This is a genomic window from Dongia sp. agr-C8, assembly GCF_054658695.1.
This window is the reverse complement of sequence record NZ_BAAGHZ010000003.1, coordinates 356,021-381,218: the sequence shown is the minus strand read 5'-3', so window position 1 is coordinate 381,218 and position 25,198 is coordinate 356,021. Positions and strand designations below refer to the sequence as shown.

Annotated in this window: 16 protein-coding genes; 4 read left to right on the top strand and 12 right to left on the bottom strand. The window is 67.1% G+C overall.

The window, feature by feature from the left end; all coding sequences use genetic code 11:
• Positions 1 to 64 precede the first annotated feature (64 nt).
• The 5 genes from ACYQ4T_RS15965 to scpA all read right to left on the bottom strand — a co-directional run bounded on the left by ACYQ4T_RS15965 (position 65) and on the right by scpA (position 12,974).
• A complete protein-coding gene (locus ACYQ4T_RS15965; RefSeq protein ID WP_459856029.1) occupies positions 65 to 2,095 on the bottom strand; it encodes a methyl-accepting chemotaxis protein in 2,031 nt (676 codons plus the stop codon).
• Between the two features lie 224 nt (positions 2,096 to 2,319).
• Positions 2,320 to 3,318, bottom strand: coding sequence for a methylmalonyl Co-A mutase-associated GTPase MeaB (gene meaB / locus ACYQ4T_RS15960; protein WP_459856026.1), 999 nt, complete (start codon positions 3,316 to 3,318; stop codon positions 2,320 to 2,322).
• 159 nt (positions 3,319 to 3,477) lie between these two features.
• Positions 3,478 to 5,325, bottom strand: coding sequence for an ABCB family ABC transporter ATP-binding protein/permease (locus tag ACYQ4T_RS15955; RefSeq protein WP_459856024.1), 1,848 nt, complete (start codon positions 5,323 to 5,325; stop codon positions 3,478 to 3,480).
• A 157-nt stretch (positions 5,326 to 5,482) separates the two neighbouring features.
• Complete coding sequence (locus tag ACYQ4T_RS15950; protein WP_459856021.1) at positions 5,483 to 10,666, bottom strand: hypothetical protein; 5,184 nt, start codon at positions 10,664 to 10,666, stop codon at positions 5,483 to 5,485.
• 142 nt (positions 10,667 to 10,808) lie between these two features.
• Complete coding sequence (gene scpA / locus ACYQ4T_RS15945; protein WP_459858028.1) at positions 10,809 to 12,974, bottom strand: methylmalonyl-CoA mutase; 2,166 nt, start codon at positions 12,972 to 12,974, stop codon at positions 10,809 to 10,811.
• Between the two features lie 231 nt (positions 12,975 to 13,205).
• On the opposite strand from scpA, the gene ACYQ4T_RS15940 reads away from it, so the two are divergent.
• Positions 13,206 to 14,282: a tetratricopeptide repeat protein gene (locus ACYQ4T_RS15940; protein WP_459856018.1), complete on the top strand. Its 1,077-nt coding sequence runs from the start codon at positions 13,206 to 13,208 to the stop codon at positions 14,280 to 14,282.
• Between the two features lie 16 nt (positions 14,283 to 14,298).
• Here ACYQ4T_RS15940 and ACYQ4T_RS15935 read toward each other — a convergent pair whose 3' ends face one another.
• Complete coding sequence (locus ACYQ4T_RS15935; RefSeq protein ID WP_459856015.1) at positions 14,299 to 14,646, bottom strand: hypothetical protein; 348 nt, start codon at positions 14,644 to 14,646, stop codon at positions 14,299 to 14,301.
• A complete protein-coding gene (locus ACYQ4T_RS15930) occupies positions 14,643 to 15,095 on the bottom strand; it encodes a hypothetical protein (RefSeq protein ID WP_459856012.1) in 453 nt (150 codons plus the stop codon). The genes ACYQ4T_RS15935 and ACYQ4T_RS15930 overlap by 4 nt, the downstream gene beginning before the upstream one ends.
• 197 nt (positions 15,096 to 15,292) lie before the next feature.
• Between ACYQ4T_RS15930 and ACYQ4T_RS15925 the strand changes: the two genes are divergently transcribed.
• Positions 15,293 to 16,897, top strand: a complete 1,605-nt coding sequence (locus ACYQ4T_RS15925) for an Eco57I restriction-modification methylase domain-containing protein (protein WP_459856009.1) — start codon at positions 15,293 to 15,295, stop codon at positions 16,895 to 16,897.
• A gap of 10 nt (positions 16,898 to 16,907) precedes the next feature.
• Here the strand turns inward: ACYQ4T_RS15925 and ACYQ4T_RS15920 are convergent, their stop codons facing one another.
• The 5 genes from ACYQ4T_RS15920 to ACYQ4T_RS15900 all read right to left on the bottom strand — a co-directional run bounded on the left by ACYQ4T_RS15920 (position 16,908) and on the right by ACYQ4T_RS15900 (position 22,828).
• Positions 16,908 to 17,426: a hypothetical protein gene (locus ACYQ4T_RS15920; protein ID WP_459856007.1), complete on the bottom strand. Its 519-nt coding sequence runs from the start codon at positions 17,424 to 17,426 to the stop codon at positions 16,908 to 16,910.
• Between the two features lie 139 nt (positions 17,427 to 17,565).
• Entirely contained in the window at positions 17,566 to 19,416 is a 1,851-nt protein-coding gene (locus ACYQ4T_RS15915) for an adenylate/guanylate cyclase domain-containing protein (protein WP_459856004.1), read from the bottom strand.
• An 87-nt stretch (positions 19,417 to 19,503) separates the two neighbouring features.
• Positions 19,504 to 20,400 (bottom strand): TIGR01459 family HAD-type hydrolase, encoded by an 897-nt coding sequence (locus tag ACYQ4T_RS15910; RefSeq protein WP_459856001.1) that lies wholly within the window; start codon positions 20,398 to 20,400, stop codon positions 19,504 to 19,506.
• A gap of 3 nt (positions 20,401 to 20,403) precedes the next feature.
• Positions 20,404 to 21,729: an EAL domain-containing protein gene (locus ACYQ4T_RS15905; RefSeq protein WP_459855999.1), complete on the bottom strand. Its 1,326-nt coding sequence runs from the start codon at positions 21,727 to 21,729 to the stop codon at positions 20,404 to 20,406.
• A 43-nt stretch (positions 21,730 to 21,772) separates the two neighbouring features.
• Positions 21,773 to 22,828 carry a quinone-dependent dihydroorotate dehydrogenase gene (locus ACYQ4T_RS15900; protein ID WP_459855997.1) on the bottom strand — a complete coding sequence of 352 codons (1,056 nt, stop codon included), beginning with the start codon at positions 22,826 to 22,828 and terminating at the stop codon, positions 21,773 to 21,775.
• A gap of 433 nt (positions 22,829 to 23,261) precedes the next feature.
• Here ACYQ4T_RS15900 and ACYQ4T_RS15895 point away from each other — a divergent pair, with 433 nt between their 5' ends.
• Positions 23,262 to 24,017 (top strand): S24 family peptidase, encoded by a 756-nt coding sequence (locus tag ACYQ4T_RS15895; RefSeq protein WP_459855994.1) that lies wholly within the window; start codon positions 23,262 to 23,264, stop codon positions 24,015 to 24,017.
• 245 nt (positions 24,018 to 24,262) lie between these two features.
• Complete coding sequence (locus tag ACYQ4T_RS15890; RefSeq protein WP_459855991.1) at positions 24,263 to 25,117, top strand: branched-chain amino acid aminotransferase; 855 nt, start codon at positions 24,263 to 24,265, stop codon at positions 25,115 to 25,117.
• Positions 25,118 to 25,198 lie beyond the last annotated feature (81 nt).

Here is a 25,198-nt window from a genome sequence, read left to right as displayed (position 1 = left end):
GCTGCCGTCAAGGTTTAGGGGCTGAAAACCCGGGCCGGCGGGCGGCAGGGAAGGGCTGAAAGTCCTAGGCGGCCGTTCCCTGCCGCGCCGCCCCGGTCGAACCGCTGCCGTGCCGGCTTTCGCTGGTGCTGAGCATCTCCTTCAGGAAGCCATCGACCCTGGCCTTCAGGAAATCCACGCTGTCGGCGACCTCGCCGGCCACCCTGTTGACCTGGCTGGATTCGGCGCCGGTGGTCTCGGCTGCATTCTTCACGTCGCCGACCAGGCCGGCCATTTCCTGCTGGCGCTTCGAGGCTTCGGTCACGTTCTTGGCGATCTCGTGGGTGGCGGCGTTCTGCTGGGTCACGGACGCCGCGATGCCGGTCGCGGCGCTGTGGATCGCATCCAGCTTGCCGACGATCTGCGAGATCGAGGCCGCGGCCGAGCCGGAGATCTCCTGCACCGCCTGGATCTGAGCGCGGATCTCCTCGGTCGCCCGCGCGCTGCGGTTGGCGAGGCCCTTCACTTCATTGGCGACCACCGCGAAGCCCTTGCCGGCTTCCCCGGCGCGCGCCGCCTCGATGGTCGCATTCAGGGCGAGCAGGTTGGTGTTGTCAGCGATCTCGCGGATGATGTTGAGGATGCCGGCGACGCTGTCGGCGGTGCGGGTCAGCCCGGTGACGATCTCGGCGGCGGCGGCGCCGTCCTTGGCGGCGGTCTCGGCGCTTTCCGCGGCGCCATGCACCTGTCGCCCGATTTCGCCGATCGAGGCCGAGAGCTCCTCGACCGCGGCGGAGATCGATTGCGCATTGCCGGCGGCGATGCCGGCCAGCTCGACCACGGAATTGGAGCGCTCGCCCGAAGTAGCGGCGGCTTCGCCCATCACGCCGGAGGCTTGGCGCAAGGTGCCGGTGCGGGTCACCATCTCGCCCAAGGCCTGCTTGATCTCGCCTTCGAAGCGGCGTGCCAGCGCCTGCATGGCGTTGAAGGATTCCTCGCGGCGCGCATGCTCGGCGCGGGTCTCGGCCTCGAGCGCCACGCGCTTCTCGATGCCGATCTTGAACTGGCCGACCGCGCGCGCCATGGCGCCGAGCTCATCCCCGCGGGTGAGCATGGGAACGTCGACCGTGGTGTCGTCCTCGGCCAGGCGGCCCATCGTGCCGGTCAGGCTGCCGATCGGCTTCAGCACGGTGGAGCGGATCGCGAAGAAGATCACCAGCGCCGCGAGCAGCGAAAGGCCGATCGCGATGCCGAAGGACTTGTAGCGCTGCATATAGAAGATCGCGATACGGCGGTCGAACTGGTCGTTCATAACGCCGGCGGACTGGTCGGCAAATGCGACGGTGGCTTCGCGCGCGGCAGTCTCCAGCGCGGTGATCCCCTCGGCGGTGAGCGGCGTGGCGCCACCCGCCAGGGTCGAGGCATTGAAGGTCTCGATCAGCTTGCCGATTGCGCCGAACATCGCCTGGCCCGGCGGGTCGAGGCGCTGCTTGGAATCCTTGGGCTCGTTGCCGAACTTCTCGTTGCCGTCATAGACCGATTGCAGCGAGAACTTGGCGCCGTCGAGCGTCGCCTGCAGGCTGCCGATCAGCTGCAGGAAGCCAGCCATGTCCTTCATCTCGAGCTTCTCGGCGCCGGTCTTGGTCTGCGCATAGGCGGCCGTCCGGTGCACGGAATCCAGCAGCTCGGGCAGTTTCAGCAGCACCAGGTCCATGACGTAGTAGCTGTCGAGATCGGGGTCGAGAATGAGGTTGGAGATGTTGCCGACCTGGTTGATCAGCGCCCGCATCGCCGTGGTGTCGCGCGGGTCGGCATCAAGTGAGTCGATGGCGGCCTTGGCTTGGTCGGCCGTCATCATCTCGGCGCCGAAATCCGCCTCGGCCTTGGCAATCGCGGCCTTCAGGGCGGCAGGATCGACTTCCTTCGTAGGATCGACCATCGCGGCGTGAACCGGGCGGAGCGCGGTCAGGTAATCGTTGCCGACAGCTTCCTTCTCGCCAAAGGCGATCGCAACCTGCTGTGACTGGTAAAGCAGGTAGAGCAGGACGGCGATTGGAACAATGAACAGCGAGATCGCCAGCGCCAGCTTGCCCGCCACACCGAAGCCCGTCTTCATAGTCCTCTCTCCGCATAGACCCGCTTGCACATTGCGTGCACAAGTGGCTGATGATTGCGGAAGAAGGTTATGACCTTCTTAAAATTCAGGCTGTATACCGTGCAAAAATCGATGTTCTTGGGATAAAGATCCCAGAACCAATTGGTTCTTTCCCATCCAGATCAGCCGGTAAGGTTGCAAGGCGGCGTAAGCTACCCGCCCCAAGCGGCTGTCGGCCGGCGATATCAGCGCGGGGCTTTCAGGAGCGTGGCGATGACCTGCCGCGCCGCCGTCGCCGGGGCGAGCTGACCGCGCGAGACCTTGGCTTCGACGGCACGCAGCGTCTCGGCCGCGGCGGGATCTCCAGTCATCCGTTCGATGATCGAGAGGCCGAGCTCGCGGTGGAACCAGAGCGCCGCCTGCTCGCGGCGCCGTGCGGCGCGCTCGCCGGTTTCGTCCAGCGCGACGCGAAACTCTTCCGCCTTCGCCGCAATCTCGGCGATGCCGATGCCGTTCAGCGCCGAGCTGCGCAGCACCTCCGGCTTCCAGCCACGGTGCCGCGGCTGCATCAGCCGCAGCGCATGGGCATAGTCCGAAGCCGTGCGGATCGCCGCGGTCTCGAGCCCGCCGTCGGATTTGTTGACGATGACGAGATCGGCCAGCTCCATGATCCCGCGCTTGATGCCTTGCAGGTCGTCGCCCGCCGCGGGCAGGAGCAGCAGCAAGAACATATCGGTCATCTCCGAGACCGCGGTCTCGGACTGGCCGACGCCGACGGTCTCGACCAGGATCGGGTCGAAGCCCGCCGCCTCGCAGACCAGCAGCGCCTCGCGGCTCCGCCGTGCGATGCCGCCGAAGCCCAGCCCATCGCTGCCGAAGCCCGAGGGCGATGGCCGGATGAAGGCCTCCTTGCGCTTGGCCAGTTCCGCCATCCGCGTCTTGTCGCCCAGGATCGAGCCGCCGGAGAGGCGCGAGGAGGGATCGACCGCCAGCACCGCGGGCCGCTTGCCCTCTTTGATGAGATGCAGGCCCAAGGCCTCGATGAAGGTGGACTTGCCGACGCCCGGCGCCCCGGAGATGCCGATGCGCAAGGCCTTCCCAGTCTTCGGCAGCAGCGCGTCGAGCAGGGCTTCCGCCTCCGCCCGATGATCCGCCCGGGTCGATTCCACCAGGGTGATGGCTTGCGCCAGCGCGCGCCGGTCGCCGGCGATAACGCGTTCGGCGAGGGACTTCGCGCCGCTCATCGTGAATTGCCAAATCCCCTCCCCCGAGATCGGGGGAGGGTTAGGGAGGGGGTTGATGCAGCCGCAGATCTTGCAGGCATGAGCTCGTCGGTCGATCCAGCGCGGTGACGAATCCTGGTCCGATCTTCGCAGTTCCGTCTTCCGTTCACCAGAGATCGCTCACTTCGCCGGCACCGGCGCGGTTGCCGGCGGCGATGCATCGACATCCGCGAGATCCGGCCGATCGATCGCCTCCTGCTGTCTCCGCCACATCGCCGCGTAGCGGCCATTCATCGCCAGCAGGTCCTCGTGCCGCCCGCGCTCGGCGATGCGGCCTTCCTCCAGCACGATGATTTCGTCGGCATGGATCACCGTCGAGAGCCGGTGGGCGATGATGAGCGTGGTGCGCCGGCGCGAGATCTCCATCAAGTTGGCCTGGATCTCGCGCTCGGTCCTGGAATCCAGCGCCGAGGTCGCCTCGTCGAACAGCAGGATCGGCGGCGCCTTGAGGATCGTGCGGGCGATCGCGACCCGCTGCTTCTCGCCGCCGGAGAGCTTTAGGCCGCGCTCGCCGACCTTGGTCTGGTAGCCGTCGGGCAAAGCCGCGACGAAGTCGTGGATATGAGCGAGATGCGCCGCATTCTCGATCTCTGGCCGCGTGGCGCCGGGACGGCCATAGCCGACATTGTATTCGACAGTGTCGTTGAACAGCACGGTGTCCTGCGGGACGATGCCGATCGCGGCACGGAGGCTGGCTTGCGTCACGCCGCGGATATCCTGGCCGTCGATCAGGATCCGCCCGGCATTGACATCGTAGAAGCGGAACAGCAGCCGCGAGATCGTGGACTTGCCCGCACCCGAGGGTCCGACGATCGCCATGGTTTGCCCGGCGCCGACGGTGAAGCTGATGCCTTTCAGGATCGGCCGGCGCGGGTCGTAGCCGAAAGCGACATCCTCGAACCGGACCTCGCCGGCCGGAATGGAAAGCGGCTTGGCATCGGGCGCGTCCTTGATCGCGGCGCCGATCGCCAGCAGGGAGAACATCGCCTCCATGTCGATCAGCGACTGCCGGATCTCGCGATAGACCGTGCCGAGGAAGTTCAACGGCATGTAGAGCTGCAGCAGATAGGCGTTGACCAGCACCACGTCGCCGACGGTGAGGTGCCGCCCGTTCTCGCCGTAGACCACGCCCGCGGCGGCCATTCCCATGATCAGCGTCGAGCCGATGGCGATGATGACTACCTGGCCGATGTTCAGCGCCGCAAGCGAGACCCGCGAGCGCACCGCGGCGGTCTCATAGGTCTTCAGCGCTTCGTCGTAGCGCCGCGCCTCATGCTCCTCGTTGTTGAAGTATTTGACGGTCTCGAAATTGAGGAGGCTGTCGACCGCCTTGGTGTTGGCCGACTGGTCGCTTTCGTTCATGGTGCGGCGGAGCTTGATCCGCCATTCGGTCACCCGGAGCGTGTAGGCGATGTAAAGACCGATGGTCACCACGGTGATTGCGGCAAAGCGCCAGTCGTAGAGCGTCCAGAGAATGATCGCGACCAGGCCGATCTCGACCAGGGTCGGGATCACATTGAAGAGGAGGAAGGAGAGCAGGAACTCGATGCCCTTCGCGCCGCGCTCGATCGCACGGTTGAGGCCCCCGGTCTGCCGCTCGAGATGGAAGCTCAAGGAGAGCGCGTGCAGATGGCGGAAAGTCTTCAAGGCGAGCGAGCGGATCGCGCGCTGCGCCACCTTGGCGAAGATGCCGTCGCGCAACTCCGCGAAAGCCTGGGCCATGACCCGCGCCAGGCCATAGGCCGCCAGCAGCCCCAAGGGCAAGGCGACCAGGGCGCCCGGCGTGCCCAGGGCGTCCACCATGTGCTTGAAGACGATCGGCACATAGACATTGGCGATCTTGGCCACGACCAGTGACGCCGAAGCGAGGACCACCCGGGTTTTCAGCTCGGCCTCGCCCGCGGGCCAGAGATAGGGCAGCAGGCTCTTCAGCGAGCCGCGGGTGCCGGGGGACGAAGCCTGGGTCATGGAAATGGGGCGGATCCTCTACTCGGTCGTCATCCCCGGGCTTGGCCCGGGGATCCACGAGTTTCCCTGCGGCCGTTCCAAACTCGTGGATGCCCGGCCTAAAGCCGGGCATGACGACTGAATTAAGGCGTTCGGAGGAGATTCCGCAAGCCCCGGCTCAGTGCTCCACCGCCCGTCCGAGCGACTTGGCCAGGATCAGGTAGAGCTTGCCCACATCGGCGGTGATGAACGCCGCCGAGAGCACGGATTCGTTGTCAGCCTGCTGCGACTGGCCGAGCAGGGTCTCGAACTTGGCCACATAGCGGTCCACCAGGTCGCGGAAGCGCTCATCGCGCTGGTAGCGCTGCTCCAGGGCCGGAACTACGTAGCTGTCCTTCGACTTGAACAGGCGCCGGGCGAAGATCGAGCGGTCGCCTTCGCGGTATTTCTTCCAGATCTCGTCCGGAATCTCGCTGTCCAGCAGCTCGTGGATGTCCAGCGCGATGCCGTTCAGCTCGCTGATCATTTGCGTCGCGGCCTTCAAGAAGGCGTCGCGGCTGATCACGGCCTGGGTCTTCTGCAGCTGGCCGATCCGCTCCACGGCGGTGGCCGAGGCGGTGCTCAGCTCGGCGCTCTGCGCCCGGAATTTCTCGGTAAGCTCGGTCGCCTTCACGTTGGCGGTCTCTATCAGCTTGGTGAGCTTGTCGGCCTGCTGCTCGAAGCCCTGGCCGATGCCGCTGGCCCGCGCCACCGCGCGAATCGAGGCGTCGGTCATGTCGCGGACCTTGCGATCGACATCGGCGGTGATCAGGCTGAGCTGGCGATTGAGCTCCTGGGTCGCGTTCGAGATCGAGGCCAGCTGCACCTCCATGATCTTGCCCATCTCGGCGGTGTCCTCGCGGGCGGCCGAGGTGCTGGCGCGCGCGGTGGCGGCGACGCTGGCGACTTCCTGGGCATGGGACTGCAGCTGGTTGCGGACGGTCTGCGCCAGCGAGGCGACTTGGGTCGAGATCTCGGTCAGCTCTCGAAGTTGCTCGTCCACCGCGAGCTTCACGCCGGAAATCTGCAAGGCGGTGCGGCGCGAGACCTCCGCCAACGCTTCGCCGCCCTCGCGGAAGGACTTGATCACCGCCTCCGCCTGGGCGGCGCTCTCGGTCGTGGTGCGGCGCAGCAACTCGGCGATGCTGGAAAGGCCCTGGCCGAGGCCGACGATCTCCTGCTCGCCATGCCTGCCGGCCTTGTCCACCAGCGCAACGCGCGCCTCCAGCGCGCTGGTCAGCTGCTTCTGGTTTTCGGTCGCGGCCGTCACCATGCTGTGCAAGGTCTCGGCATGCTGCTGCATCGATTTGCCGGTGGCGTTGAGGCTCGCGGTCGCGACATCGGCCGCTTCGCCGAGACGCTGGGCGTGGACGTGATAGAGCTCGGCCAATTGCGCCGAGCGCTCGCCGGTCTCGCGGCCCGCGGCGCGCAGCAGCTCGGCCTGGCGCTCGACATTCTGCCGCAGGGCCTCGGCGCCATTGAGCGCGCGCTGGGCGACCGCGTCCAGTTCGGTCACATGGCGGCGCATGTCGTCCTGCAACTGCGCGGCGGCGCTCGACGCGTTGCCGGTCACTTGCGCCAGCCCCTCGACCTCGCCGCGCAGCACCGCGCCGATGGCGCGGGCCTCGTCGGTCACTTTATGCGCGGTATCGGTCATCTCGCCGATCTGTGCGGCGAGCGCCTCCTTGACGATCTGGGTCGCGTCGTTGGTCTGCTCCAGCGCATCGGCGAGATCGCGATTCTGCCGCTGCAAGGTCTCGTGCAGCAGGGTGGCGCTCTGCGCCGCGGCCTCGCTCGCCTGCCGGACGCCGTCGGCCTGGGCATGCATCAGCGCCGGCACCCGCTGCGTCAGGTCGCCGAGGTGGGCGATCAACGCCTTGGTGGCCTCCTCGCTGCGCTCGACAAGGGTGTCCCCGGCGGCGGTGGCGCGGCGCTGCGCCTCCTCGCCGGCGGTCACCGCCTGCTGTGCCTGGTCAGCCAGGGCGGAGCGCATCTCTTCCACGCGGTCGGCGGCGTTCTGGCTGGCGCTGGCGAGATCGGTGGTCTGGTTGCGATGCGCGACTGACATCCGCTCGCCATGTTCCAGCATCGCGCTGAGGGTCGCCTGGATCGCGTTGGTTTCGCCGCGGATCCGTTCCAGGAATTTCTGCGCCGCATTGACGCCGGTGCCCGCCAGCAGCTCGGCATGTTCGCGCGCCTGGTCGCCGAAACGTTGGGCGCTGTCGGAGACGGTCGCGATCAGTTTCTCGGCCTGGGCCTGGGCGGCGGCGCCGATCTCCTGGGTTCGGGTGCCGACCGCCTCCGTCGTGGTGGTGATGTCGCCGGCGAGCTGGCGCAGCAGCTCCGCCTGGCGGTTGATTGCCGCTTGGAAGAGATCGCTCGCACTGCCTGCCGCCGCGGTCAAGCGCTCGCTCTCGCCGCGAATCGTCTGCTCCGTCGCGTCGGAGCGCTGGCTGACAGTCTGCGACAGGGCCTCGAGGCTGCTGATCTGCGCCTCGATCCGTTGCTTCAGCATTTCTGCCGCCGCGGCGGCGCGTTCGTCCAGCTTGCCGGTCTCGGCGGCGAAGCTGGCGCGGAAGCCGTCGGACATCGTGCTCGCCGTCGCGGCCAGCCGCTCGCTCTCGCCGCGCAGCAGCTGGTCGGTCTCGTCGGCGCGGCTGCTGACATTGCGCGAGAGCTCGGACAAGGCCGCGATCTCGGCTTCGATCCGCTCTTTGAGGAGCTGCGCCGAAGCGACCGCGCGTTCACCGAGCTTCTCGCTCTCATCGTGGAAGATGGCGCGGAACTTGTCGCCGGCAGTGTTGGTCGCGACCTCCATGCGCTCGGCCTCGGCCCGGATCATCTGGTCGATCTCGTCGGTGCGGCGTCCGACCGCGGCTGCGACCTCGCCCATGGAGCGGATCTGGAGGTCGATCCGCTCGCGCAGGCGATCGGCGGCGGAGTTGGCCTGGTCGCCGAGCCGACCGGCATGGCGGTCGATCTCGCTCCGGAGTTCGGCCACCCGCTGGGCGAAGCGCGCCAGCAGATCCTCGCTGGCCTGGCCGAGCCGCTCGGCCTGAGAGGCGGCTTCCTGCTGGAAGGCGAGGCCGCGCTGGTCGGTGGCCTCGGCGAGGCGCTGCAGAGCCTCTTGCTCGGCCTCCAGTCGCTTGCCGAATCGCTCGCCGACCATGTCGGCTGCCGCGGCGAGACGCCCGGCCAGGCCATCGACCTGCTCGGCGAGGCCGCGGGCCTGGGCCGCGGCCGCGTCGTTGATCGTCTGCAGCCGGTTCTCATGGCTGTCGATCTCGGCGCGGAAGCGCTGACCGGCCTCATGCGCGGCCGCGGCGAGGCGATCGCCCTGGCTGTGCGCGACCTGCTCCAGGCCCTCGGTGCGCTCCTTGACCAGGCCGCTGGCATTCTCGATCTCGCGGGCGAGCTCGGCGACGCGCCGGCCGAACAGCTGCGCCGCGCGCTCGGCGCTGGCGCCGAAGGCGTCCGATTCCGCGCGCATCACGGTCTTCACGTCGTTGTTATGCGCGATCACCCGGTCGGCGACCGACTTGGTCAGCGCCTCGACCTCGACGATCATCTCGTTCATCTGGCCGCGGAAATGCTGCGCCCCGATCTCGGCGGCATGGCTCATCCGCTCGATCTGTACTCGGCTCGCCTGCTCCAGCGCCGCGCTGTCGGCCTGGGCCCGCTCGGTCGCGTTGCCGATCTGGTCCAGGATCCGATTCAGGCTGTCGATGAAAGTGCTGGACAGTCCGCGCATCGCGGTCACCACGCCGTCGCCCTGGTCGCGGATCGCGCGCTGCACGTCGCCGGTCTTGCGCATCATGTCGGCGACGATGGCGGTGGCATTGGCCGCGGTCATCTCCTGGTGCCGCTTCAAGGCGGCATTGAACTTCTGCGCCGCTTCCTCGGCTGCCGCGACCATGGTGTCGCGCTGCTCGCCCATGACATTGGCGAGGGCCTTGTGCCGCTCCTCGGCGGCCTGCAGCGCCTCGCCCAGCCTGTCGCGCTCGGCAACGGTGGCGTTGGCCAGCACCCGCACGTTGTTGGTGATGGCATCGCCCAGCGAATCCACATGGCGGGCCAAAATCTGGTCGAAGTCGCGCTGCTTCGCCTCGGTCGCATGCACGACCTCGCTGATCTTGGCGAACTCGGCGGCGATCTGCTGGTGCAGGTTGCCCATCGTGTCCTTGGCGCTGTCGACCAGCGAATTCGACTGCCGCTCCAACAGCTCCCGCAACTCGGCCTCGGCGGCGGCGATCTGGCCGCGGCTCAAGGTGATCGCGGCTAGGCGCTGCTCCAGCGTCTTCAGCAAGGTGTCGGCCTGGCTGTTGGCATCGTCCAGGCGGCTGCGCGCGGCGCGTTGCAGGGCGGCCTCGTGCTCGACCGAGGCGCGCTGCGCCGCTTCGATCCGTTCGGAGAAGCGCGCGGTCAGTCCATCCGCAACCTCGCCCATCTTGGCGCTGACCTCGTCGGCGGCGCTGCCGAACAGGCCGGAGAGGCGCTCGGTCGCATCCATCATCGACTGCGCCTGGCGGCGCTGGCCCTCCGCGGCCGCGTCGATCCGCTTCACGATGCCGTCCGAAGCGCTCTCGAAATCCGCGGCGGATTGCTGCGCCTCGTTGCGCAGGCCCTCGATCTGCCGCTCGATCGCCGCCTTGACCACCCCGCCATGCTCCAGGATGCGGTCCACCACCGCCTCCATCTCGGGCTGCTGGGCGGCGAAGGCATCGGCGACATGGCGCGCGGCATCGGCGGCGGCATTCTGGATCATCTTGGCCTGGTTGGCCGCGACATCGACCAGCAGGTCCTTCTGCTGCGCGACCGTCTTGGCGAGATCGCCGAGGTTGAGCCGCTGCTGGCCGAGCCGGACATCGATCGCCGCGGCTTCGGCTTCGGCCGCCTTGGCGGCGCTCTGCAATTCGGCGGTCTGGTCCTTGAACTGGCCGCGGATCTTGTCGATCACCTCGGCGGCCTGGGCGCTGGCGCGCTCCAGCTCCGCACTCTGCTGCTTCAGCGCGCCGGCCAGATCATTGACCCGCTGCGTCGCGTGGTTGTCGGAGATGGTGAGCCGTTCGAGTGCGGTGTTGAGGCGATCGGTCTGCCTGGCGAGTTCGCGACCGCGGACCCAATAGGCGGTGAGTACCCAAGCCAGCACCGGCACCAGGATCAGGGCGAAGATGATCGAGGCCACCTGCTCGGGCGGCAGCACCGTCAGCGTGTCGAGCCCGAGCGAAGCCGAGAGGTACCAGCCGTAGAGCAGCACCCAGGCAACGCTGACGCTGCCCGCGGCGATGGCGGCGATCCGGTGAATCCGATCGTTGGTGTTCATGAGCCTCGACCCGATGCCTCCCAAAACGCTTGAAGTCTTATTGGCGCGTCATACCGCGAAAGTCGACGCAGAAGACGCGCGGAATGGTAACGCGAATCCGCCGGGTCCAGGTCCCTATTCCGCGACCCCTATTCGGCAGCCCCTACTCGGCAGCCTGCGCGCGGCGGTGGATCAGGCGGAGGATTTCGGCCGCCGCCTTAGGAATATTGGTGCCCGGGCCGAAGATCGCGGCGACTCCGGCCTTGGCGAGCATGTCGTAATCCTGGGCCGGGATCACGCCGCCCGCCACGACCAGGATGTCGTCGGCTTGGGATGCCTTCAGGGCCGCGATCAACTGCGGCACCAGCGTCTTGTGGCCGGCGGCCTGCGAGGAAACGCCGATCACATGCACGTCGTTCTCGATAGCCTGGTGCGCCGCTTCTTCCGGGGTCTGGAACAGGGGTCCGACATCGACATCGAAACCGATATCGGCGAAAGCGGTGGCGATGATCTTGGCGCCGCGGTCATGCCCGTCCTGGCCGAGCTTCACCACCAGCAGGCGCGGCCGGCGGCCCTCGTCCCGGGCGAAGTCCTGGATCTTGCGCTGGATCATCTGGAAATCGGGATCCTCGCGATAGGCTGCGCCATAGACCCCGGCGATCGAGCGGACTTCCGCCTTGTGGCGGCTGTAGACCTGCTCCAGGGCGCTGGAGACCTCGCCCAAAGTCGCGCGCGCCCGCATCGCTGCCACCGAAAGCTCCAGCAGGTTGCCGCTCCCTTCCGCGGCGGCGGTGGAGAGTGCCGTCAGCGCGGCAGTCACCGCGCCGGCATCGCGGTTGGCTTTGACCGTGTTGAGGCGCGCAATCTGGCTCTCGCGCACCTTGCTGTTGTCGACGTCCAGGATGTCGATCTGGTGGCGGTCGTCGGTCTGGTACTTGTTGACGCCGACGATCACGTCCTCGCCGCGATCGACCCGCGCCTGGCGCCGCGCCGCCGCCTCTTCGATGCGGAGCTTGGGCATGCCGCTTTCGACCGCCTTGGTCATGCCGCCCAGCTTCTCGACTTCGGCGATCAACTCCTCCGCCGCCTTGGCCAGGCTGGCAGTCAGGTGCTCGACGTAATAGCTGCCGCCCAAGGGATCGACCACATGCGGAATGCCGGTCTCTTCCTGGATCACCAGCTGAGTCGCCCGGGCGATCGCGGCGCTGGCCGGCGTCGGCAGCGCCATCGCCTCGTCGAAGGAATTGGTGTGCAGCGACTGTGTCCCGCCCAGCACCGCCGCCATCGCCTCGATCGTGGTGCGGATGACGTTGTTGTAGGGATCCTGCTCGGTGAGCGACACGCCGGAAGTCTGGCAATGGGTGCGCAAGGCCGAGGATTGCGGGTCCTTGGGATCGAACTGGCGCATCAGCTTGGCCCAGAGGAAGCGCGCGGCGCGCAGCTTCGCGACTTCCATGAAGAAGTTCATGCCGATCGCGAAGAAGAAGGAAAGCCGCGGCGCAAATTCGTCGACCTTCAGGCCCTTCGACAGCGCCGCCCGCACGTATTCCAGTCCGTCCGCCAGCGTGAAGGCGAGCTCCTGCACCGCCGTCGCCCCGGCCTCCTGCATGTGATAGCCGGAGATCGAGATCGAATTGAACTTCGGCATGTTCTTTGCCGTGTATTCGATGATGTCGGCGACGATGCGCATCGAGGGCGCGGGCGGATAGATATAGGTATTGCGCACCATGAATTCTTTGAGGATGTCGTTCTGGATCGTGCCGGAGAGCTTGGCCAGCGGCACGCCCTGCTCCTCGCCGGCGACGATGAAGCTCGCCAACACCGGCAGGACCGCGCCGTTCATGGTCATCGAGACCGACATCTTGTCCAAGGGGATGCCGTCGAACAGGATCTTCATGTCCTCGACGGAATCGATCGCGACGCCCGCCTTGCCGACATCGCCCACCACGCGCGGGTGGTCGCTGTCATAGCCGCGATGGGTGGCGAGATCGAAAGCGACCGAGAGGCCCATCTGCCCGCGCTTCAGGTTCTCGCGGTAGAAGGCGTTGGAATCCTCCGCCGTGGAGAAGCCGGCATATTGCCGGATAGTCCAGGGCCGGTTGGCATACATCGTGGCGCGCGGGCCCCGGGTATAGGGCGCGAAGCCGGGCAGGGAGCCCAGTGGTCCATTGGGCGTTTCCAGGCCTTCGAGATCGGCCGCGGTATAGAGCGGCTTGACCTTCAGGCCCTCCGGCGTCACCCAGTCGAGACTGGACGCGTCCGCGCCTTTCAGCTCCGAGGCTGCGAGCTTCGCCCAGTCATCGAGCGTGCGCTTGGGTTCGTCCACCATCTGGCGCGCCATCTCCGGCCTTTTCTGCGCTGCAACACGATGAACGATAACAGAGGCCCGGCGGGGAAGTCCAGGAACGGCCCCTCGGTCTTAAGGCCTGGAAAGAGAAAGGGAATCTGGTAGGGGCCACCAGCGCGCCATAGTGACGCTGTGACGTCGTGCTGAATGGCCGGCCGCCGAGCCTGGGCCTAATCTCATGATGAATTGGCCAAGGAGTGCCTGGTGCGGGGAATGTGGAAGCGCCGACTCCGGCGCGGCGGGGTTCTCGTCGCCTTGCTCTTGTTGGCGGGATCGGCCGCCGCGGCCCATGCCGACGGGCTTGATGACCTCGACGCCTGCGACGATGCTTATGGGCGCGGCGATTATGACACCGCGATCTCGCTCTGCACCCGCGCGATCCGCTCCGGTGATCTCACCGACCGGGAGATCGCCGGTGCACTGTCCGGCCGGGGCAACGCCTATGACGAGCTCGGTGAAACCGATCGGGCGATCGAGGATTACGACCAGGCGATCCGTACCGATCCCAGCTATGGCGATGCCTACTACAACCGCGGCATCGCCTATCTGAACAAGGACGATTACGAGCGGGCAGGTGCCGACTTCACCAGGGCCCTCCAATTCAACCCGCAGGACGCCGACGCTCTCAGCAATCGCTGCTTTGCCTATGAGAAGCTGGGCCGCTTCGATGCCGCGATCGCGGACTGCAATGCGGCGCTGAAGCAGCGGCCGGACGCGGCCTATGACTATTACAGCCGTGGGCTCGCCTATTACGGCAAGCGAGACGACGCCCGCGCGCTCCAGGATTACGACCAGGCGATCGAGCTCGACCCGGACTACGCCTGGACCTATCTGGACCGCAGCCGCTCGCGCTTCTTTTCGGGCAACGTCACCGGCGCGGCGGCCGATATTCGGGATTGGTACAAGCGCGCCCCGGCCGGTGGGGCGACCGAGGACGGGGTCTGCTTCCAGCTCGCTCTCTACGGCTTCGCAACCGAAGCGCTTCCGCACTGCGAGAAGGCGCTGGCGGCGAAACCGGACGATCCGCTTTACCGCGACGGCCGCGCCTATGCCTGGGTCCGCCTGGGAGAATGGAAGAAGGCCATCGCCGATTGGGACCGGGCGCTCGCCGAGGTGCCGCAAGACGCCGATTACCTGTTCGGCCGGGGCTACGCCCATGAGCGGGCCGGCGACATGACAGCAGCAGCGGCCGACTATGCCGCGGCCCGAAAGATCGATTCCAACATCGACTCGCGCATGCGCGAACGCGGTCTGGTCGCCGGTTCGACGGAGATTCGGCCGCGGCGGTGACGCCCGGCCGCGCGCTCTACTGCCCGTACATGGTGTATTCCTTGACCTCGTAGGGGACCAGGATGTTGCGGTCCTCGGCGAAGATCAGGCAGGGGACGCCGGCGCTGAATTGCTCGCAGCGCTTCATGGCGCTGGCCTTCACCTGCTCGTCCGGCGGGCAGGAGCCCTTGGGGCAGCCGGACTGGCCCCAGTTCTGGCCGTCCTTGGACATGGCGAAGAAGGTGTGGCGCTGCTCGGTCGCGCTGCTGAGGTATTGCTGATAGCCCTGCCAGGCCGCCTTGGTGATCTGCATCTTGGCGGCGTCTTGCGCGAAAGCCGGGCTGCCGAGCAGCAGGGCGGCGGCGATGATGACGATGCGCTTCATGGGGCGATTTCGTATTTGACCTGGGGATGGTTGTCTTTGGCGAAGATCATGCAGGTCTTGCCCGGGTTCGAGGTCTGGCATTGCTGCATCGCCAGCTCCTTGCCGTTGTAGCTGCCGCCGCAGAGTGCATCGCTGCAGGACCAGCTGGCGCCGCCCATCCCGTCGGTGGTGATGGCGTAGTAGCCGTTGCCGATGCGGCCGACCCGCGAGAGGTAGAGCTGGTAATCGTCCCAGATATGCTTGGCGATGGTGAAGGTCTGGTTCGCCGGCGTCAGGCTGGCGGTGTCCGGGGCCGGCGCATCGGGAATGGTCGCGATGCGCGTGTTGTCGCCCGGATTGGCGCCGGGGCCGGAGGTGTTCATGCTGTTGCCGTTGCTGCCGCAGGCGGCCAAGGCGGCGACCGCCGCCAGAACAAGGACCCGAGAAATCGTACCGAAGACGAAATGCATGCTGCTACTCCCCACTGTGTTGGAACCCGCTCCGCCAATGTCCGGCGTGAACTGAAGGTTCCCAGCCCGTCCCGCTTGCCACCGGCGTTACTCCCGGGCGTAACCCCGGGCCTTACCTTGACATCCCCGATCGCGGTCGACAGCTTGGGCGCGAATTTACCCATCACCTGCACCCGAGTCGAGATGGGGAGTCTCGCTTGCCCGCAACCGAGCCCGCGCTGATCGCCGCATGCCTGGCCTTGGTCGGGCCGGGGGCCGCCTTGTCGGCAGGCGAGCGGCAGATTCTGGCGGGCGTCGCGCCCGAGCCGCCGGGCGCTAGACTTGCGGCATGGCACGCGGAGATCGCGAGCGGCGGCGATCCCCTGGGCGAAGCCTTCGCGCGGATCCGCGCCGCGAAGCAACGACGCGCCCTCGGCGCGACCTACACGCCGCACGAAATCGTGAAGGCGATGCTGGACTGGAGCGCGCGACAGGAGGGTGCCGCGCCGACGCGGATCGTCGATCCCGGCGCCGGCTCGGGGCGTTTCCTGCTGGCGGCGGCGGAGCGCTTTCCCGCGGCGCAGTTGGTCGGCATCGAAATCGACCCGCTCGCAGCCCTGCTGTTGCGTGCCAATCTCGCCGCGCGCGGCCTCACGCAGAGGGCGCGCGTGGTGGTCGGCGACTACCGCGCGCTCGACCTGCCGCCGGCGAGCGGTCGCGCGCTCTTCATCGGCAACCCGCCCTATCTGCGCCACCACGGCATTGCGCCGGAATGGAAGGACTGGTACGCGGCGACCGCGCGGCGCCTCGGCGTTGCGGCCAGCCGGCTTGCCGGTCTTCACCTGCATTTCTTCCTGCGGACCTTGGAGCTGGCCAGGCCTGGCGACCGCGGTTGCTTCGTCACCGCCGCCGAATGGCTGGACGTGAACTACGGCGCGCCGCTGCGGCAGCTGCTCGCCTCGACGCTCGGCATCACCAGCCTGCACCAGCTCGACCCGAAGACGCTGCCTTTCGCCGACGCTGTCACCACCGGCGTCATCACCGGCTTCGAGATCGGCGCGAGGCCGGCGCGCGTGCGGGTCGACCGAGTGTCCTCCGTCGCGAGGCTGGGCGATCTCAGCAGCGGCGAAGATGTGCCGCGCGAGACGCTGGCCGCCACGCCGCGCTGGAGCCGGATCGCCCGCCCCGCGCCGGCCCTGCCGCCGGGCTGGATCGAATTGGGCGAGATCTGCCGCGTGCACCGCGGCCAGGTGACCGGCGGCAACGCGGTCTGGATCGCCGGCCCGCACAGCGAGCACCTGCCGCCGCAATTCCTCTTCCCCGCGATCACCAAGGCCTATGAGTTGCGGGCGGGCGACGTGCTGCGCGATCCCGCGCGGTTGCGGCGCGTGATCGACCTGCCGCGCGATCTCGACGCCGTGCAGAGCGATGCGATCGCGCGCTTCCTCGCCTGGGCCCGCGAACAAGGCGCCGACCGCAGCTATATCGCGCAGCACCGCAAGGCCTGGTGGTCGGTCGAGCTGAAGGCCCCGGCGCCGATCCTCTGCACCTACATGGCGCGCCGCCCGCCGGCCTTCGTGCGCAATCTCTGCGGCGCCCGCCATATCAACATCGCCCATGGCCTCTACCCGCGCGAACCGTTGGACGATACCGTGCTCGACGCCCTGGCAGCATTCCTGCGCGAGAACGTCGCGCAGGCATCGGGTCGCACCTATGCCGGCGGCTTGATCAAGTTCGAACCGAAGGAGATGGAGCGGATCGCGGTACCGCGGCCGGAGGAACTCGCGCGCTGTTTCGCCGCGGGTAACAGGATCGCGTCGTAGTCGCTCGAGATCAAAACTCCATCAGCGCGTCGATCTGCGCCTGGTCGACCGCGTGGTCTGTGCCGTGGATGACGGCGCTGGCCTGGCCGATCAGGTCCTGCAGGTTGCGCGAGGCACGTTCGGCGATCATGCGCGTCACGTCCTCGTTGCCTTCGGCGAGCGCGGCGTCGAGCTTCTCGATGCTGATCGCGACCAGCCGGTTCATCTCGCCCACCAGCTGGTCGAACGGCTCCTTGTAGGCCGGCGGCGAGAAGTCATAGGCCTCGATCGCGAGGTCGCGGTCGGCGATGTGGCTGGCGCGGAAATGGTCCTGGTAGGAGAGCGGCTGCCAGGCCTTGCAATCCTCTAGGCATTCCGGCGCGTCGGGCACCAGGTCGAACAGCATGACGATTTCGTTGATGTGATTGAGATAGTCGGTCGCCAGCAGCGTCTTCTCGTTGACGTTGGAGCCGCGGGCGCGCTCGCAGAGTTCCCGCGTCCGGGCCGCGTGGTCGCTGCCATGCCCTGTCATGCCGACTTCGCCGATCACCCTCGATCTACCCCAAGCCTCCACGCGCGTTCCAGCGCCGGCCGCGCGGAAGATCCCATGGCGGCGGCGAGGGACGGAGGGTCAGTATGAGCAAAAGAAGGTTAACCAGTTATGTGTATCGGGGGACGACGTAACCTGCTCAAACCAAAGAACTATCCGCTGAAGGCCCGCAATCGGGGAAATTTATCCGCCGGAAGGCCAGGGGCTCGGCGAAGCCCTTGAGGGCCGCCTGGTCGGCCTCCGCTGGGACGCCCTCGGCGGCGAGCCCGGCGAGGATCGGCGCCACCGCCGGGTCCTCGGCGATCTCCCGGCTCAAGACGATGTCGCCGCCCTTGCTCTGGCCCTGGAGCCGCGCCGCCAGGTTCACGGTCGAGCCGAAATAGTCCAGCCGGTCGTTGAGGGTCACGACGATGCAAGGGCCCTGGTGGAGGCCGAGCTTGATCGCCACCGCATCACCATCTCCAACGGGGTGTTCGCGGTTGAAGGCAGCGACCTGGCGCTGGATGGCAATGGCGGCCTGGAGTCCGTCTTCCGGCCGGGCGAAGGCGGCCATCACCGCATCGCCGATCGTCTTCACGATGGCGCCCTGGTGGTCGCGGATGGTCTGCGCCAGGAAGGCGAAGTGGTCGCGCACCAGATGATACGCGGTGGCATCGCCGATCTTCTGATAGAGCGCGGTCGAGCCCCTGAGATCGGAGAAGAGCAGGGTCACCCGGCCGATGCTGACCTCGTCGCCGGGGCGCAGCACGTCCTCGGAGAAGAGGTCGCGGAAGGCCTGCAAGGCCGTGACCCGGTCGGCGGTCAGCGCATCCGCCACCCAGGCGCGGCTCTCAACGATCGCCGTGAGCAGGCGCCGGCTGCGATTCTCCAGCCGGATCATCCCGCGTGGCGCCGGCACGCCGGCCGCGACCGCATCGTCTTCCAGGATCACCGTCGGGAAGCCTTCGATGCCCGCGTCGACATCGCATTCCGGGCCGACCTCCAGGGTGCGCAAGCGATACGGGCCGAAGGAGAGCTGCGCCTTTATCTCCCGTGTCTCGCCCGGATCGAGCGCGATCTGCAGCTTGATATGCGGGGTCGAGACCGGGCCCCAGAGACAGTATTCGCCGCTCTCCAGCACCCGGATAGCCTCGGCCGGCCGGAAGCTCGCCTCGACGTTCTTCGAGAAATCGCGGCCATAGTCGATGTTGCAGGATCCGCAATGCGCGCCGTCCGGCAGGCGGTCGAGCCCGCCCGACCAGGCCTTGGCGACCCGGCAGCGCGGGCAGAGCAGGTTCCAGCGCAGCTCCAGCAGGCCCGCGCGCACCGCCTGCAGGCAGAGCTCGATCACTTCCAGCGCCGGCCGGTCCCAGTCGCGCGCGAGCTTCAGCGGCCGGAGGCTCCAGAGATCCGCCTCCTGGGCCCGCAGTACATGGTCGGCGAGTTTTCGCGCGAGGCCATGGCCGTTCGGCGAGGCGTCGATCTCCTTCACGATCCGCGCAACGCGCGCCTCGACCTCGGGCTTCGGCGCGGGCGGTTCGTAGCTGAACGCGGCCGGAGTCTCGCCCTTGGCAAAGGCATTTGCCTCGCGGGCGATCCGGCCGAAGGTCTTCTCGGCGGAGGGGAAGAAACCGGTCGCGAGAATGATGCGGCCGATCAGATTGGCCGGCGCCGCGGAGAGCTTGTAATGCCCGACCGCGCCCTCACCCTGGGGCGCCAGCGAGAGCTCGGCGCAAAGCGATTTCAGCGGGCCGGATTCGAAATTGCGGCAATGCTCGAACCATTGCTCGTTGATCCAGTTGACCGGCTTCTCGCGCCATCTGAGGTCGAACGGCCCCAGCTTCACGCGGCCGAAGTACTTCACGCTGCCGTCGGGCTGCGGAATCTCCGTGATGGCGTGTTTCGGCACCTTGGCCGCTTCGTTGACCCGGGCGGTATCGGCCAGCAAGGGCCAGATATCCGCCGGCGGCCGATCGAAATGCCAGGTCCAGGTGACCGATCTCTCGCCCACGCTTCGTCTCCCCCGGAATCCGCAGGCCGTCCCCACGGGGCATCCTAAAATACGCAGCCGGCGCGCGGCCAGATCACTCCCGCAGCGCTACCAGGCGAGCAGGGGGAGGCCGTAATCGGGGAAGGTCTCGAAGCCGCGGTTCAGGTCGCGGAGCTGCTTCGGGTCGATCTTGGCGGCATAGAGCAATTCCCGGCGGTGGATGCCGCCGGCGACCAGCAGGCCCTTGGCGCCGGCATCCTTGGCGCCGCGAATGTCGGTCCGGTAGGAATCGCCGATGCCGAGCGCACGGCCGCGGACGGTGCCGAGCGCCTTGAAGATGGCTTCGTAGATCTTCACATGCGGCTTGCCGTGATAGACCACGCGGCCGCCGAGATTCTCATAGCGCTGGGCGATCGCGCCGGCGCAGATCTCCTCGACGCCGCCGCGATGCACCATGAGATCCGGATTGGCGCAGAGCATCGGCAGGCTCTGCTTCAGACCCAGCCGCAACACCGGGTCGAAATCCTTGGCCTGTGCCTTGTCGTCCTCGACGCCGGTCACCAACAGGAAGCTCGCCGCGCCGACCTCATCGACCCGCTCCAGGTCCAGCCCGTCGATCAGCCCGGCATCGCGCTCCGGCATGATGGCGTAGACGCGCCGGCCCAGCCGTTGCCCCAAGCCGTCGGGCCGCGTCTTCAGGTATTTCCAGGTCTCTTCGCCGGAAGTGTAGACGCCGGTATAGAGCGCGCGGTCGACGCCCATCTCGGTCAGCTTGGCCTCGACCTCACTGGCCCGGCGCGGCGCGTTGGACAGGATCTCGACAGCCTTGCCGGCATCGCGGAGGCGCGCCAGGCAGTCGAGCGCCGCCGGATAGGGCTTCACGCCGTCATGCACGCAGCCCCAGAGGTCCATGAGCACGAGGTCGAAGCTGTCGGCGATCTCTCGAAGGCCGGTGAGGATGCGGGTGACGGGCTCTTGCTGATTGAGAATGAAGGGATCGGGCATGAACTACTGTGAAGCGGCAGTGGCGAGGTCCGGTTTGGCGATCCGGGGTTCGCCAAAGAGATAGCCCTGTCCGAAGTCGATGGAAAGCTCCAAAAGCTCGAGCAGCATGGGCTCGGACTCGATGCGATCGACGATCAGGTCGATCGCATAGGAGTCGAGCATGCGCTTGAAGGCCTTGGGATCGTCGCCGATCGCGCCGCTGGCCGCTGCCTGCGCCAGGCGCGTCGCCTCGACCTTGATGAAGCGGAAGTGTCGGCTGGAAAGACCGGGCACGTCGATGTCGAGATGGGTGACCTTGTCGAGGCTGAAGCGGTAGCCGAGTTGGGCCAGCCGGTCGAGATCGCGGTGCAGCGTATTGTCGGCGCTGTCCCAGGCCTTCTGCGAAAACTCGAAGACGATCGCCGGCGCGAGTTCGGCGTTCTGTGCCATCAGGTTGATGAACTCGCGGAAGAAGTCGCGGTCGGACAAGGTGCGCTGCGAGATGTTGAGGAAAAAGCCGACGCTTGCGTTCGCCTTGCGCAGCTTCCGGAGCAGCTGGATGCAGCGGAACAGCAGCATGTTGTCGATCGCGGTCACCAGGCCGTGGCGTTCGGCGATCTCGATATACTGCTCGGGCACCAGGATCTTGCCGTCGGCGGCCTTGATTCGCGAATAGCATTCGAAGAAGCGGCGCTTCCTTTGCGGCAGGCTGACGATCGGCTGCAGCGCCAGCTCGACCCGGTTCTCGCGCAGGCCGTCGCGCAGGAGATCGAGAATCTGCCGCTCGCCCAGGCCCTGCATCACCGGCGGCATCGCCGTGCTGCCGGACGCATCGTCCTTGGCCGCCGTCGGCGTGGCCTTCGCAGGCTCCTGCCGTTTCGGCAGGTTCGGGTTGTCGACCACCCGCAGGCTCGGCGGAGCGGCCGGCATTGCCAGTGCCGCCGCTGCCGCGGACGCCGCGGCGCCGCGCTGTTGATAGAGCTGCTCGATCAGGCTTTGCAGCACTTTGACCTCGGCGACGACTTCCCCGACATCGCGCTGCGGCTCCGCGCCGAGCGTGCTCAAAGCGCTCTGGATATTCAGCACCTGCTCTTCGACGCGGCGCTGATCGGCGATCATCAGGCCCATCGTCTCGTTCATCTGGCCCATGATGTCGGCGCACTGGCGCAGCGTCGCGCGCTGGCGCAGCGCCAGGACCACCAGCGCGCCGATCACGAACACGAAGCCGCCGATGACATAGCCCATCTGCGGCGAGACAGTGGCCGGGAATTGCTGCGGCAGGAACAAGGCTGCGGCGACGGCCGCGGCAATGCTCAAGATCAGCAGAAGAAAGTGGCGCCCCGAGGACATGGCGTCTGGCTTATCCCATGATGGTTAACAGCACCTTAAACCATCAATGATGATCGGCGCCAACCGCATCCGCGATGTTGGCAAAGCCGTCGCGCGCCAGCAGCTCCGCGAGCCCCTGCTTGATCCGCTGCACCAGGCCCGGGCCTTCGAACACCAGGGCGGTGTAGAGCTGTACCAGGCTGGCGCCGGCGCGGATCTTGGCATAGGCGTCCGCGGCGTTGCTGGTTCCGCCGACGCCGATGATCGGCAGCTCGCCGCCGGTGCGGCGATAGATATCGCGCAGGATCTCGGTCGCTGGTTCGAACAACGGCCGGCCGCTGAGCCCACCCGCTTCCTGCGCAAAGCGCGGATCGAGGCCGGCGGGCCGAGCAATCGTCGTGTTGCTGACGATGAGCCCATCGAGGCCGGAAGCGAGCGCCACTTCGGCGATGTCCTGGCGGTCGGCATCGGTCAGATCGGGCGCGATCTTCAGGAGCAGCGGCGGCCGACGCGCGAGCGTGGCGCGCGCTTCCAGCACCGCTGCGATCAGTGCAGCGAGCGCGTCGCGACTCTGCAGGGCGCGCAGGCCCGGCGTGTTCGGCGAGGAGACGTTGATCACCAGATAGTCGGCAAGCGGACCCAGCAGCTTCGTGCCTGTGGCATAATCCGCGGCGGCGTCGGTCTGGTCCTTGTTCTTGCCGAGATTGATGCCGACGATGCCCTGCGCCGTGTTGCGGGACTTCAGCCGCTCCGCCATCGCGGCGATGCCACGGTTGTTGAACCCCATCCGGTTGATCACCGCACGGTCGGCGGTGAGGCGGAAGAGCCGCGGTCGTGGATTGCCCGGCTGCGGTTTCGGCGTGACGCTGCCCAGCTCGACGAAACCGAAACCGAGCTTGAGCGTTTGACGATAGACCTCGCCGTCCTTGTCGAAGCCGGCGGCCAGACCGACCGGGTTGGGGAAGCCCATGCCGAACAGGGTCTGGGCCAGGCTGGGAGGGTCAGGTCGCCGATTGCTGCCGAGGAGGCCGGTTTTCAGCGCGGCGAGCGCCAGCCGGTGCGCCCGCTCCGGATCGATCCGGTCGAGGAGCGGGAAAGCCCGTTGATATAGCATCGCCACCGCCGCTGCTGAGGCCTGTTGAAGAGGCCCCGATGAAGAGGACTTGTGCAAAAGCTATCAGCTGCATGCGATTCGCAAAAAGCGAGGCGTGACAGGATTGTAGACTTGAACCGAAGGCTTGGCGTTCGGCATAACCATTCACAGACCAGATTTTTCGCAATTTGCGAATGGGTGGCTCCAACTGGATACCAAAATCTGCCAAAACAGCACCAAATTGTGCTGGCACCGTCATCTTTTTCCCAGTAGCGCCATTTATTCCTGAAGACCGAATCTTTAAACTGCCCTCGCGAGTCAATCGGATCCGCTGCCGCGGCCTGGGCGCTGTATCAGACCCGATTATCGATTATCACCGGCCCATGAAATCAATGGTGGCCGGTGACACCCGCCCTGCTTCGCGCAGGTGCTTTGGAGCAGGGCGACTGGGGACTGGCAGATGACGATGGCCAAGTTGGCGAGCGAGCCGAATGACGAGGAGGGGCGCGTGAACAATCCAATCATCCACACGCAGATGCTGCAGCATGGCGATGTGTGGCGCGGCATCGACCGGCTTGCCGCCAAGCACGGGCTCTCGGCCTCGGGCCTGGCGCGGCGCGCGGGCCTCGATCCGACCGCTTTCAACCCGTCGAAGCGCATCACCCGGGAAGGGCGGCCGCGTTGGCCGAGCACGGAATCGGTCGCGAAGATTCTGGCGGTAACCGGCGAGAGCTTTTCGAGCTTCGTGCAGCTGACCGGTGCCGCGGGCAGCGGCGCCAGCGGCTATGACGATGCGCTCGGCGCCGGCCGCATGGCGGCGCGCCCGACGGCGCGCGCCCTGCCGATCATCGCCCTGGAGCGCCTCGGCGAAGGCGAATGCTTCAGCACCGACGGCCAGCCGAAAGGCGAAAGCTGGGGCCGCATGAGCTTCGGCACGGTCAACGACCGCGGCGCCTTCGCGATCGAGATCAGCGGCCGCGAGCTCGACCCGATCTATCGCGATGGCGACGTCGTCGTGGTGTCGCCCAGCGCCGAGATCCGTCGCGGCGATCGCGTCGTGGTGCAGAGCGGCGACGGCTCGGTCCGCATCCGCCGCGTCGGCCGCCAGGACGCCGACGGCGTGCTGCTCGAGCCGGTGGCCTCCTCCGGCGCCGGCGAATACGTGCCTGCGGCGCAGACCCGCTGGATCGCCCGCATTCTCTGGGCCAGCCAGTAATTCGGCAGCGACGAACGGTTTCACGACGGTGCGGCGGCCCTGGTTGGCCGCCGTTTCGTTTGCGATCAAGCGCTGGCTTGACCGCGCGGCTCCGGCCCCGCTACCGTTGATCCTCTCGACCACGCCGCAGCAAGGCGGCTGAACGCAGTCAGACTTCCAAGCGACACCCGAGGTTTGACAATCCGACGGACAGTGAGCCGGCGGAGTGGAGAAGGGGTGCGGCGGAAGTACCGGGAGGATCTATCGTGAGCGCCATCGTGCCCGATGCGCTGCATTTCATAGACGGCAGCTGGGTGAAGGGCGATCCCTACATCCTCAGGGCCTTCGACCACGCGACCTGGCTGATGGGCGGCGTGTTCGACGGCGCGCGCGCCTTCGAAGGCGTGACCCCGGATCTTGATCTGCATTGCGCCCGCGCGGTGCGCTCGGCGCGCAACTTGGGACTCGCCTCGCCGCTCTCGGCTGGCGAGATTCAGGAGATCGTGCTGGACGGCGTGGCGAAGTTCCCGCGCGGCACCGCGCTCTATATCCGTCCCTTCCTGTGGTCGACCGCCGGCTGGATGCAGCCCGATCCGGCCAGCACGCGGATCGCGATCTCGCTGACCGCGACGCCGATGCCGGAGCCGAAGCCGTTTCGCGTGACACTCTCCAAGTTCCGCCGCCCCTCGCCGGAGAGCGCGCCGACCGATGCGAAGGCGGTCTGCCTCTATGCCCAGGCCGGGCGCGCCGCGGGCGAAGCCGTCTCCAGGGGCTTCGACGACGCGGTCATGCTCGACCCCTTGGGCAATGTCGCGGAATACAGCGCCGCCAATCTCTGGATCGCCAAGGACGGCGCCGCCATCACCCCGGCGCCGAACGGCACTTTCCTCAACGGCATCACCCGGCAGCGGCTGATCAAGCTCTTCACCGCCGCCGGCGTGCCGGTCTACGAGCGCAGCTTCCGCTTCGAGGAAGTCCTGGAGGCCGACGAGGTCTTCTCCTCCGGCAACTACGGCAAGGTTCTGCCGGTGACCGGCGTCGAAGACCGCGAGAAGCCGATCGGCGCCATCTACTCCCTGGCGCGCCGCCTCTACTGGGACTTCGCGCACTCCAAGAACTGATTGGCCAAGAACCGATTGGCCAAGAACCGAGATTGCCGAATCACCCGCGATGATTCAGCATCCGCGTGAAGGAGCTGAACC